The sequence below is a fragment of the Marinoscillum sp. 108 genome, from assembly GCF_902506655.1.
Taxonomy (GTDB): Bacteria; Bacteroidota; Bacteroidia; order Cytophagales; family Cyclobacteriaceae; genus Marinoscillum; species Marinoscillum luteum.
In genome coordinates this window covers 3,441,995-3,460,285 of sequence record NZ_LR734808.1, presented here as the reverse complement: position 1 = coordinate 3,460,285, position 18,291 = coordinate 3,441,995, and the positions used below count along the sequence as shown (strand labels likewise).

The following is an 18,291-nucleotide window of genomic DNA, read 5'->3' as shown; positions in this document are numbered from 1 at the left end:
AACTGAGCCCGGCTGGCGCCGGGCTGTGCTCTGTATTTTTTAGTAAGCTGGATCCTGCTCTAGTTTAGTGCCTGAAAAGTCCAACTCAGACTGTGGAATAGGCAAGGCATCATGCTTCCCATCCTCATATCCACGGGGCCCCAGCTTCTCAGCAGCCATGCCCCATCTCACCAGATCAAACCATCTGTGGCCTTCTCCCGCAAGCTCGAGACGTCTCTCAGCAACGATGTTTTCGAAAGTGGCAGGCACAGGTGTCAGACCTACCCTGGCTCTTACAGCATCCAGTAGCAGCTGTGCACGGGCCACGTTTCCTCCGCCTCTTACTAGTGCTTCTGCCTCCAATAAGTAGGTATCAGCCAGTCTGATTTCATATTCATTGGTGCCAAAGTTGATTTCGAAAGGCACTGTTCCGTCGGCTGTTTTCTCCTCTTCTTTACCGGCAAACTTGGCCAGGAAGTAGCCGGTATTTTCATGAGCGTGGGTATAAGAAACTATCCCCAATTGCTCCAGGCTATCGATATTGGTGATTGTGGTAGCATATCGTGGGTCGTACACACTTCCCTGCACAAAAGCATCTACCAAGCTCTGAGTAACCGTATTGAAACTCCATCCAGAGACGTATGTTGGTGCCTGAGAAGGGTCATTGATCACATAACCCCGAGGTGCCACCATGATGCTCATGGGGTTTCCTTCGGTACAGGCTATACAGCCCCAGTTTCCCTGTGAGGTAGAGTTATGGCTGATTTCAAAAATGGACTCAGAGTTGAATTCATTGTCCAGGGTAAAAAGATCAGCATAGTTATCCACCAGGTCATAACCAAACTCATTGGCTCCACCAGGTGTACCGTTGACTTTAGCCAACTCTGTGGCAGCAGGTCCAAATTTATCCTGCTGAAGATATACTTTGCCCAGAAGTGCCAAAGCAGCGCCTCGTGTAGCACGACCTGCTTCTTCCATTCCGGAGATCGTACCAGGCAGGAGATCAATCGCCTCTGTCAAATCTTCCTCTATGAGCGCAAAAACGGCAGCCCTGTCTGAAGACTCTACTTCGAATATTTCGGAAGTTGGGATGGGAGCCGTGATCAATGGAAAGCGTTCAAACAACCTAACCATGTCAAAATAGTAATAAGCACGGAGAAAAAGCACCTCACCCATGTAGCGATCCTTGAGTGCCTGAGACATCTCGATATCCGGAAGCTTTTGGATCAGAATATTTGATCTGAAAATTCCAGAATAGTTTCGGTTCCAAAATTCACCCTGTGGGCCGGTAACCGGATCAAGGGAATAGTCATCCCAAACCTGCATGGCGTTGATATCAGTGGGACCACCACCTCCAGCGAAGAAATCATCCGAGGCGGCATTCAGACAACCAGTCTTCACCACAAAGCCGTTCGTCCAGCCAAGTGGATCGTAGGCTGCAACTACTCCATTGAACGCTTCCTCAGCATTTCTATAGTAATTCTCTTCAAGTGCAGTTCCCTTAGGCTCTACATTCACGAAACTGTCAGAGCATCCTGCAAACAGGTGCATGGCGCCTAAAAGAATCGATATATTGATATATTTTGTTTTCATAATTGTATCCTTTTACTACTTAAAATCCAACATTTAGACCTACCATGAAAGAGCGGGCTTGCGGGTAGATCCCACGGTCAATTCCAAAAGAACCTCCACCGATTTCCGGATCGTAACCGGTGTACTCAGTGAATGTGAATAGATTCTCAGCCATCACGTAAAATCTGGCCTTACGCACCTTGATGTTGTCCAGCAATGACTGAGGGAGTGAATACCCCAACTGAACAACCTTCAGGCGGAAATATGAACCGTTTTCGATATAGAAATCCGATGCATATTGGAAATTCTTATTAGGATCATCGTCTGTGAGTCTTGGGAAGTCATTGGACGTGCCCGGACCTGTCCATCGGCCCAATGCTGCCGTCTGATAATTGGCGGCATTAATATCCAACCTTCTGAGTCCCTGAAAAATCTGGTTCCCCTGTACTCCCTGACCAAACACCAGCAGATCGAAACCTTTGTAGTCCAATTTGATGTTCACACCGTATGTCCAATCCGGAATTGGGCTACCCAAAAAAGTACGATCCTCAGGATCTATGTCGCCACTTCCGTCACGGTCGGCCCATTTGAAATCTCCAGGCTGAGCATCCGGTTGAATAAGCCCTCCTTCGTCATTTACATAGGCGTCAATCTCACTTTGGGTCTGGAAAATACCCAGACGCTCATATCCAAAAAATGAGTTGATCGGTTGGCCTACAGCCATTCTCGCCATGGTGCCCATGTTCTGCACACTTGAGGTATTGTAAAACTCCACATCACCCAGGTTGGTCACCTTATTCTCTACGTAAGAAGCATTAGCGCTCACGTTTAGGTTGACATCACCAAGACTTTTTCTGTAGCCCAGTTCTATTTCCACACCCATGTTTTCCATGTCTCCGATGTTGGCATATGGGTTACCAATGACACCAGTGTACCTCGGAATGGGCTTGGTTCTCAGGATATCAGTAGTCTCTTTTCTATACCAGTCCGCATTCAACGTGAAATCGTTGAATAGTGTAGACTCAAAACCAATGTTTAACTGACTGGTCTGCTCCCATCTAAGGTCTGGGTTGGCCGGCGCATCCGGGCTGTACCCATTTATAGAGGCATCTCCATTCCCAAAAGTATAGTTACGACCCGAACCGATGGTAGAAAGGAACCTGAAATCCCCAAGGTTGTCATTACCTACCACACCATATCCTCCACGTACTTTCAGGAAGTTGATAATCTGGTTTCTTTGCCAGAAACCTTCATTGGAAGTGACCCAGCCTATGGACGCTGAGGGGAATACTCCGTACTTGTTGTTCGCCCCGAACCTGGATGATCCGTCTCTCCTTACCACTGCTGTGAATAGGTACTTCTCATCAAAATTGTAATTCAATCTGGTGAAAAGCGAAGAAACAGTGTGAATCACACCCTCACCAGCACTTGCCGTGATATCGTCGGTAGTTACGTTGTAAATAAAAGATGCATCATCGTAATTATCTACCGGGATATTGGCTTTGGTTACCCCAAAACTATAAGTCATGTTATCCTTATAGGCTCCTTGACCCACCAGTACTGTAAAGTTGTGGCCGCCAAGAGATTTGGTGTAACTAATTGTATTTTCTACGTTCCAGTCAAGTCTTCTGTTCAAACCTCCACTTATTCTGGCCTTGTCAAGGTTCTGATTGGTAGCACTTAGGTAATAAACCGGCGTAAAGTCCCTGTTACCATAAAATGCCATTTTTGCACCCATGGTGGACCTTAACGTCAATCCGTCAATCGGCTTGATTTCTGCAAATACGTTTCCAATAATATTATCAGCATAGCCATGATTTCCCAAACGCGTCTGTGCATATGCCAAAGGGTTGAGCATTTCCTGCTGCACGATATCCGAGATGCCATATGGTCTGCCCTGTGCATCTCTCACCACCGGGTTGTTGGAGTATGGAGGTGCACCTGCCACAGTGGGATCAGTAATGACCACTGGCGTAATGGGATCCAGGTTGATGGCTGAACTCAGGGGTCCGCCAAACTCACTATTGGTGTTACCCAGACCTATGGACTCATTGTGCGCATAGCCGATGTTCTCTCCTACAGTCAACCACTTCTTAAGATTATGAGTTGAGTTTAATCTTAGGTTGGTTCGTTTGTATTTCGAAATTTCTGTTGATACGATCCCTTCTTGCTCCAAATGGCCAAAAGAGAAATAAAATGTGGAGTTCTCATTGCCTCCACTCAAGCTTAACTCATGGTTTTGGCGCTTAGCTCCATTGTTGAAAATCTCATCCTGCCAGTCTGTGCCTTCTCCGTAAGATGTCGGATCTGCAAAGCGAGGAGCTTTTCCATCAGCGAGTAATGCCTCATTTCTCAAGGTAGCATACTCAGTAGCGTTGAGCAGATTCAGTTTTCTGGCTGGGCCAGAAACTCCATAGTAGCCATTGTAGTCGATGTTCATTCTGCCTGACTTACCGCTTTTGGTAGTCACAAGAATAACACCTGCTGCCGCTCTGGCTCCGTATATTGCCTGTGAGGCCGCATCTTTCAATACTTCCACAGAGGCAATATCCGATTGATTTAGGTAGTTAATACCGCCATTGTCAACCACTACTCCATCCACTACCCACAACGGGTCGTTGTTATTGAGAGTGGTTATCCCCCTTATGCGAATAGTAGATCCTTCACCTGGCTGACCACTATTGGCTGCAATAGTCACACCAGAGACACGGCCCTGAAGCGACTGACTGATATTGTTCACAGGCAAGGTCTCCAGGTCCGAAGCCTTTACACTGGAAATGGCACCAGTCACCACGCTTTTCTTTTGAGCTCCGTAGCCTACTACTACTACTTCCTCAAGCGACTGGATGTCCATCTCAAGTGCCACATCAATTCTGGTCTGCCCAGCCAGGGAAATTTCCTGAGTGGTGAACCCCACGAAGGAGTAAACCAAGGTTGCATATTCTGTAGGTAATGTGAGGGTATAATTACCTTCAGCATCTGTAATTGTACCATTAGATGTACCTCGTTCCAAAACGGTCACACCAGGTAGACCCTCTTTGGTCTCAACGTCCGTCACAGTACCGGTCACTCGAATATCCTGAGCATATGCCATGCTACTGAGTACCGAAAGGCCTAGTACGAGTAAGAGCCGGTTGGTGCTCTTAAACATGTGTAAAATTTTCAATCTCATATTAATACGGTTTATTAGTAATGGTTAATTGATGGAAATTCAAAATAATCCTCGGATAATCAGAAAATCCTCAATACCAAATATATAATCCTCATTTAGTGATATTCATTTTCATCCTTCGCTTTGATTACTTCACCTTTTCCAATGCCTCGTCATAAATACTTCATTTCATATAAATGATTATATATCAGTAATTTATAATTTCAAAAAATGAGGAAAATTGGCAATTTATAAGCCCTTACACAGAGAATATTGTTAAATGTCATATTGAAATAATACAATATTGGGTGTTTAGAGTCATTTTAGCCTAGTGCGGCTCCGCCAGCAGACCCCAAGTGAACGCAATAACCGCCTACATCATAGAAAACCTTTGTCCCGATATCAATTCATCCAAAAAAAGAGGCCAAAAACTCCCTTAATTTGAATGAGAGCACATCCGCATGTCAGAAAACTGCCGGAATGGTATTTTTCGAAGGGCTGATTTAGACGATTGGTAACCATCACCCTGCTTTATGTCATCCCATAAGTGTTCAAAACTTCTGTTCGAGGGGAGTATATTGTTTGTGTACAAGCACATCACCTCTATTGACTTTCGTAGGATCACCCATGGCACAAAAAAAGCTGCTCATATTGAGCAGCTTAAGACAGGTTGGATTGGTTGATTTTAAATTATTTGATGATGAGTTTTTGCACTTCCTTCATGTGTCCATTACTCATATAAATCAAATAAACACCTGAAGAAAGTCCCTTTAAATCAATTTTGGAAAGGTTCTGCCTATAAGCCTCGCGAAGTTCCCACACCACCTCACCACCCATATTTCTAATCTCCAGTGAAATTGGGCCAGCGGCATTTTGCAGATCGATAGAAAAGTAGCGAGGGGTTGGATTAGGGAAGAGTCTTGCCCATGCAGGAACCTCTAAGCCTAGCGGATCAATTAATTTCTCTTCCCGCTCAGTGAGGATATCCAGCCAGTTGAGATTGAACCCACCACTTACTACTCTGAGGGTTAACCGGTGATGACCCGAGGGAAGTTCAAGAGAATCCTCTAGAGTCTGCCAGCGCTGCCAGGCTCCAGTGGATGGAATGACGATGGTTTTGATAAAATCTCCATCCATCATTAAATCAACCCTCCCATTTGCGGTACCGGCTACTCTCAGATCAAAAGTGTACCACCGATCAGCTGGCACCTCTACCTGATATGACAAAGAATCCCCGGCATCCAAATATCCCACATTCATCAGTCCGGTCTCGTCTTGAGTTAGCTCCAGTTGTATACCCGACATTGTTTGATAGTACTCTGCTTCAATCCTCGAGGGTAAGGTGACGAAATCAGCAGGATCATGTACCGGCATATTCACATAGAGCTGACCAAGCTCGGTTAATTCCCCATCTCCTGCCAGAAGGGCGATGTGTGGCCCATCTCCACGCCCTACAAACCAGGCATACCTGAAGACATCCGGGTCATTTTCCATCTGATCCACTACGTTGATCAGATAACTTTTTTGTTGGTCTTCAGAAATATCATCCTGATCCCAACACGCTATTTCAGTTACCCAGATGGGTCGGTTGTATTTCTTGAACAAATCAAGGTACCAGTCGAATCCGCCACAGCCATACCAGTGAATAGCCACGTAGTCCACCTGACAATCCTGGCAGGCTGCAAAAAAATCATCGAGATATACGATGGGGTCAGAATAAGTGGTTCCGTTTTCACTCACACAGTTACCGCAATAGTTGACCGCAGGGCCGATGAGTTTCAAATCAAATCTTGAAGCGAGCTCCTCCAATTCGGGCCACTTTGCTGCAGCTTGTGAAGGCGTCATATTAGCCTGATCCTTAAAGTTGGGCTCATTAAATCCGAGCAAATACTCTACCTCGGGATTCGCTTCAAGAAAATTAATGGTCTCTGTTTTGTTAAAATCCCCATTCCAGGCCATGGGCACATAGGCCACTCCGGATTGCTGATAAGTATCCCGAACCCCTGCATCGGGCTGATAAAACCAATTATACCACCAACTAACCCCCGGAGCAAGGGCTTCCAGGTCTTTCTGGGAATGATACCCATACCCAAGCCCTCGTTTCTCGCTCTTCCGCTGTGCGTAACCGGAGATTGAAACAAGAATGATCAGAGAAACCAAGGTGCCCAATTTCTTCATGATTACCTCACCATCACTTTTGATTCCAGGGTTCCTTTTTCTCCGCTTACTTCGATGACATACAAACCACCTGGCAATCCAGAAATGTCAATACGCTCCTGGTTGTGTACTTCCTGCTTTTTGAAAACCAGCTGCCCAGACAGATTATGAATTGTGACCTGAAGAAGGCCACCAAGTCCTGGGGCATTGATCATCAGAAAATCATCCGCAGGGTTCGGGTAAAATGTCAGTCTCCCAGGGGCCTCAGCCCCCAAAATCTCAGGAGCTGCCGTGAACCTAAACCAGTTCATGTTGAATTCAGGGTCCAGAATTTTCACTTTCAGCCTTCCACGACCCTCCTCCAGCGTCATCTGAGCGCTCACCGTTTCCCATGTTTGCCAGCCCCCTGTCACCGGCACATCCACTTGCGCCTCGTTGAGCACATTACCTTCTTTGTCGAGCTGCTGAAAGGCCAATTTCCCAGAATTATTATTACAGGCAATGCGCACATCCAAATCATAAACCCCAGAGAACTGTACGTTTACCAGGTACTCGAGGTAATCTCCCGTACTGGTGTAGCCAATATTTTGGCCCAGCCCAGTGTCGGTAGTGGCTTCCAGCTCCAGCCCAACGTTCACTTCAAAGTCTTCGGCCTCAATCTTTCCGGGAATGGAAAAATGAGCAGGAAGCTGATTGTCCACAGGTAAATCGGAAAATGCTTCTAAAGAAGTGCCGTCCTGAGCTTCCAGGTTGGTTCCAGTGTAGCTCAGCAGGATCACATTATCATCTCCCAACGTTTCACTAAGCTTGATCAATATCTGAAACTCGCTTTTATCATTAATCATCACCTCACTGGGTGTCAGGTCTTCACCATCTACAGAAACAACAAACCCGGCACTGGAAATGGATTCCTGCTTTACTCTCTTATTAAGGTTTAAAAGAATGGATTCATCATCATAGGTGGTGGACGAAAGGGCCTTAAAATCAAGCTCAGACAATTCACCGGTCAAAAAAAAACTGAGATAGCTGAAATTGAATCCCCCTTTATCAATATGAAATTGAATGGATTTGGTGCCCGACTCAAGGGCCACATTCTCAATCACCTGATCTTTCCACACCTGAAAGCCTCCGGTAGCGGGCAGTTCTACTGGCCCCGAAATGTCCACACCATCCACCTCGAGATGAATAGATCCGGCAGCCTGGCCCGCATAGCGAACAACTACCTGATATGCCCCTGAAACATCTACCTCCACGGTATATTGTAGCCATTCACCATCTTCAGTCCACCCCACATTGTAGCCATTGGTCACCTCTTCTGAGTCAGCTATGGGCTCAATGTCCACACCATCATTTCTATAAGCCCAACCACTGTTCCAGGCTGTATACTCACCCGTACTTCCGTGGTAGTTGGCAGATACCTTATCGTAATAGGCATATTCATTTCTACCCAAATCATAGTCCGTTGCCTGAACGACAGTGGCCTGCCCTTCAGTAAGTCTATGCGTCTTAAACGGTTTGGTATCCAACGTATGAGGCTGACGAATTTTGGCATCTACCACATCTTTGTGATAAAGGGTATTTTCCAGTTTAATGTCCTCCGCCAGTTGCATCAAGCCTGCCAGGGCCACTTCCTGTGAGGGTTTCGCCCCTTCGCCGTTCCAATATTTAACCACCGCCCTGTAATCATCATTATACGGCACTTCCAGTGGGTTATTAAGTCCCAGTTTTTTCAGAGGCCACCAGGACCAGCCTATGCTGTTATCTTCCAGCAACTCGATACAATCCGTAAACCATTTATTGGAATTCTCACCTGTTTCACCCAACCAGATGGGTACGTTTCGCTCCGTTCTCATATTGAGCATTCCCTGGATGTCTCCCTGGGTATTTCCATTCCAGTATTTGTGGTAGCTAATCACGAGGTTATCATCCCAAAGGGTGGGAAGGCCTGAGTAGTTGTTTCCCCAGCAGTTACCTTCTATTACGATAATGTGATCAGGATCTACCTCTCGGATGGCAGCAGTCACCTCTTTTTGCAAATCCCACAGTAATGTATTCTGAGACTCAGCGCACCCATTAGGATCCGAGTCGTGATTCTGAAATCCCCAGTTGGGTTCATTAATAATGTCATAGGCCCCGATCATAGGTTCATCTGCATAGCGTTCGGCCAACTTTCTCCATAATGCCACCATCTTAGCTCGATTGGCTTCACTCTCCCACAGCGATGGCTTGGAGGGATCATAGTCACTAATGTCAGCATTTTCGCCTTGCCCACCGGGCGCAGCATGCAAGTCCAGGATCAGGTACATATTGTTAGCCGTACACCATTCCAGTAACTCATCGGTCATTTCGAAACCTTTATCTATCCAGGTGATTTCTCCGGCCACTGGCTCCTCCTCTATAGGAGGTGTAAAAAGCTTATAGTGCATAGGCAAGCGGATCATATTATAGCCCCACCTCGCCATGGAGTCCAAGTCGATCTTACGGGTATGATTCGCCAACCAGGCTTCATAAAATTGTTCCTTACTTTCTGCGCCGACCAACTCTTCTATCCGTTGCTCCAGCACGTGCTGAGCTCCTGAGGTTCCGAGCATATAGCCCTCCTGTAGCATCCATCCACCAAGGCCAATGCCACGCCATATGACCTCATTCCCTTCACTGTCAACAATCTTCTGACCTTCCGTATGCAGAAGCTGAGCAGATACCCAGTGCCCGAAAACGAGTAGAAAACAACACAGCACTCCTATTTTGAAAAAATATCTCATTTGTAATTTTGATTTTTTAAACGCTAAATTTGATTGCCCTATTAATGAAATCATAATATCCAATCGATTTCATTAACAATTATTCATTTCAAAAATACTTTTATAGGATATACAATCTGGAAGTATTTGATACACTATAATTACACCGGGAGTTGTCAGTCGTACATCAGTACTACGCCACATGTTGATACTCGGCTGATTATCAGAGTGTTCCGCCTTTAATTTTTGAATGAAAATGCACATAAAAGATTGGAAAATTGTACTTGTTGGCTGCCTGATCATCCTCTTATCACCCCTTTTTGGGCAAAAAAGCGATGACAATGCTACCGCACGCGCAGAAATAAAAGGCACTCCCCGGATCATCCATTATACCCGAAAGGACTTCAGTGGGGATCCACAAATATGGGCCATGTGCCAGGACAACGATGGCATCATGTACTTTGGCAACAATGACGGCACACTTATTTTTGATGGGGCCAGATGGCAAACAGTAAGCCTTCCCAACAACTCCTCAGTAAGAAGTCTCCTGCACACCACCGATGGACATGTCTATGCTGGTGGGTTCAATGAGTTTGGGAGGATTGAACGTGACGAGTATGGTCAATATTCCTATCATTCTCTCATAGACCAACTTAGCCCAGAAGACCGAAACCTCGAGAATATTTGGGCCATTCACGAAGTTCAGAATCACATCGTCTTTCGCAGTTTGTCAAGACTGGTTGCCATTTCCAACAATAAGGCATTCACCATCCCCTCCACAGGCTTTTACCACTCTGCGGTCATCAATGACAAACTGTATCTGGTCAATGGCGAAGGAGTGAAAACCCTGGATCTTCAAACACTTTCTTTCGAATCACTCGTTGCTCCTTCCCAATTCAATCAGGAAACCATCGTTGCCATGGTGGAGGGCACCGCAGAAAATCAAGTCATCCTTTTCACCAGATCGGGTGCTTCCTATACGATCGACCATGGATCAAAGAACATTCACTTCTTCAAAAGCTACTTCACAGGAAACTCTAACAACCAAATACTCTCTGCCATCAAATCGTCGGCCGGGCATTACTACCTCGGCACCCTCAGCTCACAAATCATGGTGCTGGATGAGCACGGAGACCCTGTACCACTGACTGAGAGCTTCATGGAGCTACAGGACAACACCGTCCTCAATCTCTCTGAAAGTTCAGAGGGTAACATTTGGGCACTCCTCAACAATGGCATTGACTGCATCAATATCTCCTCGCCCATCTCTGTATTGTTTGAAAATGCCTCCGTCTTTGACGCCATGATCAGAGGCGGCAAAATATACGCCGCCACCAATCAGGGTGTGTTTGTCTCACAGCGGATCGTCCAAAATCCTCATTTTGCAAGCATGGAGTTCAGAAAAATACCCGGTCTGGAGGGGCAGGCATGGAGTTTACTGAGCCTTCATGGCCAAATACTCTGCAGTCACAATGATGGTCTTTTTGTGATCGATGATAACAACATACTGAAGATTGAAGGCCTGGCGGGAGTGTGGAAAGTTATTCCCATAAAGGGGAAGGATAATCACTATTTTGTATGTACCTATACTGGTATTCACATGCTCAGATTTGAGGATGGTAAGTTTGAACTCCTCTACCGCGTAGATGGATTCAATGAGTCCAGCCGGGACATCATCCAGAGTGATGAAGAAAACACTTTTTGGGTTTGTCATGGCTACAAAGGGGTCTTCAAACTGCAATTTGATCGCAATTTCGAACGTGTGGTAGGTCTGGAGCACTTCCGTGAAAAGGGTTTGCCTTCCCCATTCAGCATCAATGTATTCAGGTGGAACGATCACATCGTATTCACCACCAATCAGGGAGTCTATACATTCAATGAAACCAGCAACCAGTTCGATCCGATGACCGAACTCAACGAGCGCTTTGGTACCGATGTGAACGTAAGAAAACTTCTGCAATACGAGGACAAAACGTGGTTTGTACAGGATGACGAAGCTGGTTACTTCCAGGGAGACAGTAAAAAACTTGAAAAGGGCCTGTTCTTAGAACTCAAGGGGACTTTCAACCGTAGCATGGAAAGCATACTCCCCATCAACACCAGCAATGTACTCATAGGAACCACCACCGGATTATACGCATACGACCTCTCCTTTCAGCAGCACGCTGACACCAAGAAAACGCTGATAACAGAAGTGAATTATCAATATAACGGGGAGCGCACCAAGCGATCGCTGAAAGGTTCATCCGAGCAAATCCCTCACTCTGCCAGTGATCTCAGGTTTGAATTTTCGGCTCCTAAGCTCAAAGACCAAACTCAGGTACAGTATAGCCACATGCTGGAAGGCATAGACGAGGACTGGTCTGACTGGAGCGTAGACCCATTTAAAAACTACTCTCAGCTTTTCCCTGGAAAATACACCTTCAAAGTGAAAGCTAGGAGTATGATTGGCGAAACCACATCGGAGTCCTCCTACCACTTCACCATTGCCCCTATCTGGTACCTGACCCGCTGGGCCATAGGCGCATATGTCTTGATGATCCTCCTAATCATGATAGGATCCAGAAAGCTGGTGAAAAAGAAAATCGTGGTGGAGAAGGAGAAAACCAGGGAAGAGGAAAAGAAAAAACGAACGGTTCTGGAGCTGGAGCTGGACCAGATGCGATTGGAGCGTGAAAAAGAAAGGATAGAGCGCGACAAGAAAATACTCGAAGAAGATGTCATCTTCAAAAGCAAGGAGCTGGCCAACTACACCATGCTGCTGGTCAAAAAACGTGAACTGCTCACGGACCTACGTGAAGACCTGAAAGAACTCAAAGAAGTGGCGAAAAATGAGCGCTCGCGCAACATGCTGCGCAATCTGATACGCAAAATTGGTGTCAACCTGAATGATGAAGAACACATACATGTATTTGAAGCCAACTTCGAAAGGGTGCATGATGACTTCTTTCAGGAACTAAAAACCTACTTCCCTGATCTTACCTCTAAGGAATTGAGACTATGCGCCCTGGTGAAGATGAACCTAACCAATAAGGAAATAGCGCCCATACTGAATATTTCCCTCAGGGGGGTTGAAACCGCCCGGTATCGTCTGAGAAAACGCCTCAGTCTCGATCATGAGGAAAATATGGTAGAATTTCTGGAAAAACTGTCGCCCTAAACCTGGGCAACACTCATACGAACAGGGAGTGTCATGGTAAACACCACTCTATCGCCTTCATTTTTTGCCTCGATCCTTCCTTCGTGTTCTTTCACCGCACTAAAGGCAAAATACAACCCTAATCCCGGAGATACGCCATCATCTTTGGTGGTGTAAAATGGATCAAATATCCTGATCAGGTGATCTTCGGGAATGGCAGGTCCGTTGTTCTCAATCCGAACTTCCAGACTCTCCCCCTTCTGACAGGCCACCACCCACACACATTTTTCATCCGATGATGACTCCTTCGCAAAAAAGAAAGCATTCTCCAACACCGCCTTGAGGGCATGATGAATCCGATTGGGAAAACATTCTAAACTCACCGAATCCACCTTGGTGGAAAACCTCACCTCGGGATGACTCATTCTGCTAAAGGCGATCAGCACATTATCCACAATCTCGGTGAAGTCCAGAACTTTAGGTTTGTGCTCCGTATAGGTTGCAATGATCAGTGCCTGAATGATCCGATTGATTTTAGAAATACTGAAATTAGACTCACGCAGCATAATATTGATGTCCTCCAATAGCTCCTCCTGATTTTCCGAATGGGCATTCATCACTTCAGCGAGGTTCTTTTCAATCACCTGAAGTCCACCGCTGAGTATATTCATGGGGTTGTTTAGCTCATGCGCTACCCCAGAGGCAAAAGAGCCTATAGAGGCCATCTTCTCAGACTGAATGAGTTGGTATTGTGTGCCCTTGAGGTCACTGATGATCTTCTTGAGGAGATCATTTTTTCGCTGGAGATCGTCATGCTGGGAGGATATTTGTGCATTGAGCACCTGTAGCTCCTGATTAAGTTTGTTTCTATTGGACAGGGAGCGGTAGGTAATCACCACCACCAAAAGCAGGATCGTCACACCCAAAATCAGGAAGATGATGTAAGACCGGGATTCGTACTGCCTGAGCTCATACACCTGATTTTCCTTCTCCAGCAGGTCGATGGCCATCTCCTTCTCCTGGAGCTCAAAGAGCTTCTGATAATTGGCCAACTGGGTGGTGAGGTTATTCTTGTAGTACGACTTGAGCTGCTCCACATACTTCCCCTGTTTTTGCACCGCGGCAGTATAGTCTCCTATCAGCGTATCTGCGATAATATTGGTTTCATAAAAATCCAGTGTCTTCTCCAAATGCGCCAGGTCCACGGTCAAAGAATCACGCTTACTCCGATACAGCCTACCCATCACTTCATTGCCCAGCTTCAGATACAGGGCGCTGATAAAATTGAAAACGAAATACTGAGAGGATGGAGTGAGTGATTGTAGGCCTTCGCGCTCTACCTGCAGCAGACCCGCCAAAGCTTCTCTGTACCTGGCTCTGGAAATATTGATGCCCGCCAGATTGATCAGTGAACTGGCACCAACCTCACCCGTTTGGGCATATTGCCCCACAGCCATATTGAGGTATTTCTCCGCTGAATCGAGTTGTTTTAGGTTAAAATAAACATAACCAATCCTGTGATTAATCTCCCTGACTTGCTTGAGATCCGTGGCATAGCCACTCGCCCGCAGAATAAAGTCGAGCGCCTTATCATACTCCTGCACCAGCGAATAAGTAAAAGAAATCTGCCTTAACACGTCAGCCATTCCTGCTGAGTCTCCAGCCGCCCGATAGTAGCGAAAGGACTGGTTCAGTTCCTCCAGCGCTTTGTCTGTAAAATCCATTTTGGCGTATTCCTTTCCGAGTAGGAAGGTATACCTGGCGAGAGCCAGAGTATCAGAATGCTCCTCTATCTGTCTATTCAGTTCCAGAATCCGGCTTTCGATAGACTGATCCTCGATGACCGCAAGGCTATCTGCAACTGACCGATTGATGTGCAATGGGCTTAATAGAATAGAAAACAGAAGTAGAATCATAAGGATCAATTACGCCATTGGACATCCGTCTTAATCTAAAATAGGATGTTGGGGAAGAAAAACAAAGGAATAATCCACAGTTAAACGGAATAAATCAAAGAAGGACTAAATTATTCCCTTCTCTCTAATTCTCGGTAGAAAAAAGAGTACGGGTAGAAATACTTCGAGCCAAAGTGATTTCATCGGTGTATTCCAATTCACCACCCACAGGGATGCCCCTGGCGATCGTAGATACCTTCACAGGCGTATCTCTCAGCATTTTAGCGATGTAAAATGCGGTGGTGTCACCCTCCATGGTAGAGCTCAGAGCCAACACCACTTCCTTCACCGCAGCATCACTTTTGACTCTGTCCACCAGCGAATCGATCTTTACATTGTCAGGACCAATGCCATCCATCGGAGATATTCGCCCCCCTAACACATGGAAAAGGCCATTATACTGACCGGTGTTTCTGATCGCCAACACATCAGGCGTATCCTCCACCACACAGATCACTGAGGTGTCGCGCGACAGGGTCTTGCAGGTACACTCTTCAGTGTCCGCAATGATATGACACGTGCTGCAATATTTGATGTTTTGCCTAAGGTTGGTCAGAGCCTCAGAAAGATTGGTGGTCTGTGCCTGCGGCTGCTTTAGCATATGCAAGGCCAATCTGAGGGCAGTCTTTTTGCCTATCCCGGGAAGTTTTGAGATCTCCTCTACTGCCTGCTCCACGAGTTTTGAAGGGTACTCCATCATTCGATAGTAGCTGAAATGCCAGCATCATTGATCCCCTCTTTCATTGGCTTCAACTCTCTGAATGATCCTTTTTTGACTGCACACTTCCCTTTGAAATGTATAATATAAGTGCACTGCTCTGCCTGATGTACCTCATGCTTACACACTTTGATCAGGGTATTGATCACGTGATCGAAGGTATTGTGGTCGTCATTGTGAACAATCAGATCTTTGATATCGCCCTGACCAAGATCGGTCTCCACATCTACTAATTCCTCTATTTCCGGTGCGAACTCCATCTGTACCATAAGCTGCAAAATTAGTCTATGTGATTTATTTGCCACAATTTTGAGCACTTTCTTCACACATTTAGTCAGATAATCGTATGAGTCCGGTCTTTGTTGGTGGCATTATCCTTAGTTATTTCCTTCTCCTGATCGTTATTTCGTGGCTCACCTCCAGAAATGCCACAGATAGTGATTTTTACAATGCCAACCGCCAATCACCATGGTATCTGGTGGCTTTCGGCATGATTGGGGCTTCCTTATCCGGGGTTACTTTTATCTCCGTGCCAGGTGAGGTGGGCAACAGCAACTTCTATTATTTCCAGGTGGTGATCGGGTATTTGCTAGGGTATTTTGTCATTGCCAAAGTTCTCCTGCCACTCTACTACCGACTCAACCTGGTTTCGATCTATTCCTATCTGGAGCAACGTTTTGGATTCTGGTCTTATAAGTCTGGAGCCTTTTTCTTTTTGCTGAGCAGGATCATCGGATCTTCCTTCAGACTCTTTCTGGTAGCCAGCGTGTTGCAAATCTCCTTTTTCGATGCATTCAATTTCCCCTTTTGGGTTTCTGTGCTGGTGACCATCGTACTTATCTGGCTCTATACCTTTCAGGGCGGCATCAAGACCATCGTATGGACAGATACTCTTCAGACCGCTTTCATGATTGCCTCGGTGGTCATCAGCATCGTATTTGTCACCAATGAACTTGATTGGAGTTTCAGCGAAATGATTGGTCACATTGCTGAGGATGAGCGAAGCAATATTTTCAACTGGGAGTGGCAGAGCGGACGCAACTTCTTCAAGCAGTTTTTTGCGGGAGCCTTTATAGCCATCGTAATGACCGGGCTGGATCAGGACATGATGCAGAAAAACCTCACCTGCCGTAGCCTTGCCGACGCACAAAAAAACATGTTTTGGTTTTGCATCATTCTGGTCATCGTTAATTTTCTTTTCCTCAGCATGGGGCTGCTGCTTTTCCAATATTCAGAAGCCATTGGCGTATCCATACCCGCGAGAACAGACTTTCTCTTCCCTGAGCTGGCCATCAACCACTTCTCTACCCTTGGGGCTGTGGTATTTTTATTGGGGATCACCGCTGCAGCCTATTCCAGTGCAGACTCAGCCCTCACGGCACTGACTACCTCCTTTTGTGTGGACTTTTTAGGGTTTTCACCCAAGAATTACCGTCAAAAGAAGACCCTTAGAAAGCTGGTTCACCTGGGCTTCTCCTTTGTCTTGTTTCTGGTGATCCTGGTCTTTCAGGCCATCAATGACCAAAGTGTGATCACGGCGGTTTTTGTGGCTGCCGGGTATACCTACGGTCCGCTACTGGGACTTTTTGCGCTTGGCATTTTCACCAAATATGACCTTCGAGATGAGTTGGTGCCAGTGATTTGTTTGCTCTCCCCAGTCATTTCTTACATCATCAATATCAATTCAGAGTCCTGGCTTGGTGGTTATAAGTTTGGTTTCGAAATCCTGATTTTGAACGGACTACTCACATTTATCGGACTGCTCCTAATCAGGAAAAAAGGCTAACAACACCCGTCATCCTCAAAAGGTGCCAGGTCTAAAGCCCTAGCTCCGTAGCTGGATCCCAAAAGATGGATTTGAAATCAATGATTTTGTCATCCTTCACCACGATTCCTTCAGCCTCCAATAGCTGCTGCATGGCCTCCGGACCCCCGCTAAAAAAATGCTTCCCGGTGAGTGAACCTGCACGATTAACCACTCTATGGGCTGGCACGGAGTGATTTCCATGTGCCTGATTCATCGCCCAGCCTACCATGCGGGCGCTGCCCTTCACGCCCAGGTAATTGGCAATGGCGCCATAGGAAGTCACCCGACCTCTGGGGATCAGTTTTACGACCTCATATACATCTCCAAAGAAATTGGATTTAGAATCTTCCATAACTTAGTGGACTGAAGACAACATTAAAAACCTGAAAGTTATGAGCAAAAATGTATTAATCACGGGAGCAGCAGGAAATCTTGGCAGTGCTGTTTCGAAAAAATTGATCTCGGAGGGCTATTCAGTGATCGGGACCATAGTGCCTGGCCATCGGGCACCTGAAAATGGTGTGGACTTTTACGAATGTGATCTCACCGATGAAAAAGCAACACAAGCCTTTTTCCAAACCCTCACGAAAAAATACCAAAAGATGGATGCCGTGATCATGCTGGTGGGTGGTTTTGCCATGGGCAACATCCAAGAGGCCAGTAGTGCAGACATGATGAAAATGCTCACACTCAATTATTTCACGGCGTTTCACTCCGCTCAAAACGCTATCAACTGGATGAACGAGGCGACGGGCGGCAAACTGATCTTCGTAGGAGCCAAACCCGCTGTGGAAGGGGGTGGCGCAGCTGTGCTGCCCTATGCCATCTCCAAAAGTGCTGTCATCAAGCTTGCAGAAATCATCAATGAGGATAAAAACAACAAGAATATTCAGGCATCTGTTATTATCCCGAGCATCATAGATACCCCTCCAAACCGGGAAGGCATGCCGGATGCCAATTTTGACAACTGGGTGAAGCCCGAGGAAATCGCCGAGAACATTGCTTTTCTTATTTCAGACAAAGCGAATGTACTCCGTGACACGGTGCTCAAAATCTACAACAACTCCTAAAC

Annotated in this window: 11 protein-coding genes; 3 read left to right on the top strand and 8 right to left on the bottom strand. The window is 46.2% G+C overall.

Going from position 1 to position 18,291, the window contains the following annotated elements; translation table 11 throughout:
- Window positions 1-39 precede the first annotated feature (39 nt).
- From GV030_RS14050 to GV030_RS14035, 4 genes are all read right to left on the bottom strand, one after another.
- Window positions 40-1,572: a RagB/SusD family nutrient uptake outer membrane protein gene (locus tag GV030_RS14050; protein WP_159583083.1), complete on the bottom strand. Its 1,533-nt coding sequence runs from the start codon at window positions 1,570-1,572 to the stop codon at window positions 40-42.
- 19 nt (window positions 1,573-1,591) lie between these two features.
- Window positions 1,592-4,723 carry a TonB-dependent receptor gene (locus GV030_RS14045; RefSeq protein ID WP_255465415.1) on the bottom strand — a complete coding sequence of 1,044 codons (3,132 nt, stop codon included), beginning with the start codon at window positions 4,721-4,723 and terminating at the stop codon, window positions 1,592-1,594.
- A gap of 669 nt (window positions 4,724-5,392) precedes the next feature.
- Window positions 5,393-6,880 (bottom strand): glycosyl hydrolase, encoded by a 1,488-nt coding sequence (locus GV030_RS14040; RefSeq protein ID WP_159583081.1) that lies wholly within the window; start codon window positions 6,878-6,880, stop codon window positions 5,393-5,395.
- Window positions 6,881-6,882: 2 nt separating this feature from the next.
- Window positions 6,883-9,621, bottom strand: coding sequence for a carbohydrate-binding protein (locus tag GV030_RS14035; RefSeq protein ID WP_159583079.1), 2,739 nt, complete (start codon window positions 9,619-9,621; stop codon window positions 6,883-6,885).
- A 235-nt stretch (window positions 9,622-9,856) separates the two neighbouring features.
- Here GV030_RS14035 and GV030_RS14030 point away from each other — a divergent pair, with 235 nt between their 5' ends.
- Complete coding sequence (locus GV030_RS14030; RefSeq protein WP_159583077.1) at window positions 9,857-12,760, top strand: triple tyrosine motif-containing protein; 2,904 nt, start codon at window positions 9,857-9,859, stop codon at window positions 12,758-12,760.
- On the opposite strand, the gene GV030_RS14025 is transcribed toward GV030_RS14030, so the two are convergent.
- The 3 genes from GV030_RS14025 to GV030_RS14015 form a co-directional block, all read right to left on the bottom strand.
- Window positions 12,757-14,655 (bottom strand): ATP-binding protein, encoded by a 1,899-nt coding sequence (locus GV030_RS14025; protein ID WP_159583075.1) that lies wholly within the window; start codon window positions 14,653-14,655, stop codon window positions 12,757-12,759. The genes GV030_RS14030 and GV030_RS14025 overlap by 4 nt on opposite strands.
- A 124-nt stretch (window positions 14,656-14,779) precedes the next feature.
- Entirely contained in the window at window positions 14,780-15,391 is a 612-nt protein-coding gene (gene recR, locus GV030_RS14020; protein WP_159583820.1) for a recombination mediator RecR, read from the bottom strand.
- Window positions 15,391-15,672 (bottom strand): ATP-dependent Clp protease adaptor ClpS, encoded by a 282-nt coding sequence (locus GV030_RS14015; protein WP_159583818.1) that lies wholly within the window; start codon window positions 15,670-15,672, stop codon window positions 15,391-15,393. Before GV030_RS14015 ends, recR begins: the two co-directional genes overlap by 1 nt.
- 86 nt (window positions 15,673-15,758) lie before the next feature.
- Between GV030_RS14015 and GV030_RS14010 the strand changes: the two genes are divergently transcribed.
- Window positions 15,759-17,198: a sodium:solute symporter gene (locus tag GV030_RS14010; RefSeq protein WP_159583073.1), complete on the top strand. Its 1,440-nt coding sequence runs from the start codon at window positions 15,759-15,761 to the stop codon at window positions 17,196-17,198.
- Between the two features lie 31 nt (window positions 17,199-17,229).
- On the opposite strand, the gene GV030_RS14005 is transcribed toward GV030_RS14010, so the two are convergent.
- Entirely contained in the window at window positions 17,230-17,571 is a 342-nt protein-coding gene (locus GV030_RS14005) for an MGMT family protein (RefSeq protein ID WP_159583071.1), read from the bottom strand.
- A gap of 40 nt (window positions 17,572-17,611) precedes the next feature.
- Here GV030_RS14005 and GV030_RS14000 point away from each other — a divergent pair, with 40 nt between their 5' ends.
- Complete coding sequence (locus GV030_RS14000; RefSeq protein ID WP_159583069.1) at window positions 17,612-18,289, top strand: SDR family NAD(P)-dependent oxidoreductase; 678 nt, start codon at window positions 17,612-17,614, stop codon at window positions 18,287-18,289.
- Window positions 18,290-18,291: the final 2 nt, after the last annotated feature.

What these genes read in the sequence shown, in the direction of transcription:
- GV030_RS14050 (WP_159583083.1), bottom strand. Translation starts at nt 1,572, where the DNA reads ATGAAAACAAAATATATCAATATATCGATTCTTTTAGGCGCCATGCAC.
- GV030_RS14045 (WP_255465415.1), bottom strand. Translation starts at nt 4,723, where the DNA reads ATGAGATTGAAAATTTTACACATGTTTAAGAGCACCAACCGGCTCTTA.
- GV030_RS14040 (WP_159583081.1), bottom strand. Translation starts at nt 6,880, where the DNA reads ATGAAGAAATTGGGCACCTTGGTTTCTCTGATCATTCTTGTTTCAATC.
- GV030_RS14035 (WP_159583079.1), bottom strand. Translation starts at nt 9,621, where the DNA reads ATGAGATATTTTTTCAAAATAGGAGTGCTGTGTTGTTTTCTACTCGTT.
- GV030_RS14030 (WP_159583077.1), top strand. Translation starts at nt 9,857, where the DNA reads ATGCACATAAAAGATTGGAAAATTGTACTTGTTGGCTGCCTGATCATC.
- GV030_RS14025 (WP_159583075.1), bottom strand. Translation starts at nt 14,655, where the DNA reads ATGATTCTACTTCTGTTTTCTATTCTATTAAGCCCATTGCACATCAAT.
- recR (WP_159583820.1), bottom strand. Translation starts at nt 15,391, where the DNA reads ATGGAGTACCCTTCAAAACTCGTGGAGCAGGCAGTAGAGGAGATCTCA.
- GV030_RS14015 (WP_159583818.1), bottom strand. Translation starts at nt 15,672, where the DNA reads ATGGAGTTCGCACCGGAAATAGAGGAATTAGTAGATGTGGAGACCGAT.
- GV030_RS14010 (WP_159583073.1), top strand. Translation starts at nt 15,759, where the DNA reads ATGAGTCCGGTCTTTGTTGGTGGCATTATCCTTAGTTATTTCCTTCTC.
- GV030_RS14005 (WP_159583071.1), bottom strand. Translation starts at nt 17,571, where the DNA reads ATGGAAGATTCTAAATCCAATTTCTTTGGAGATGTATATGAGGTCGTA.
- GV030_RS14000 (WP_159583069.1), top strand. Translation starts at nt 17,612, where the DNA reads ATGAGCAAAAATGTATTAATCACGGGAGCAGCAGGAAATCTTGGCAGT.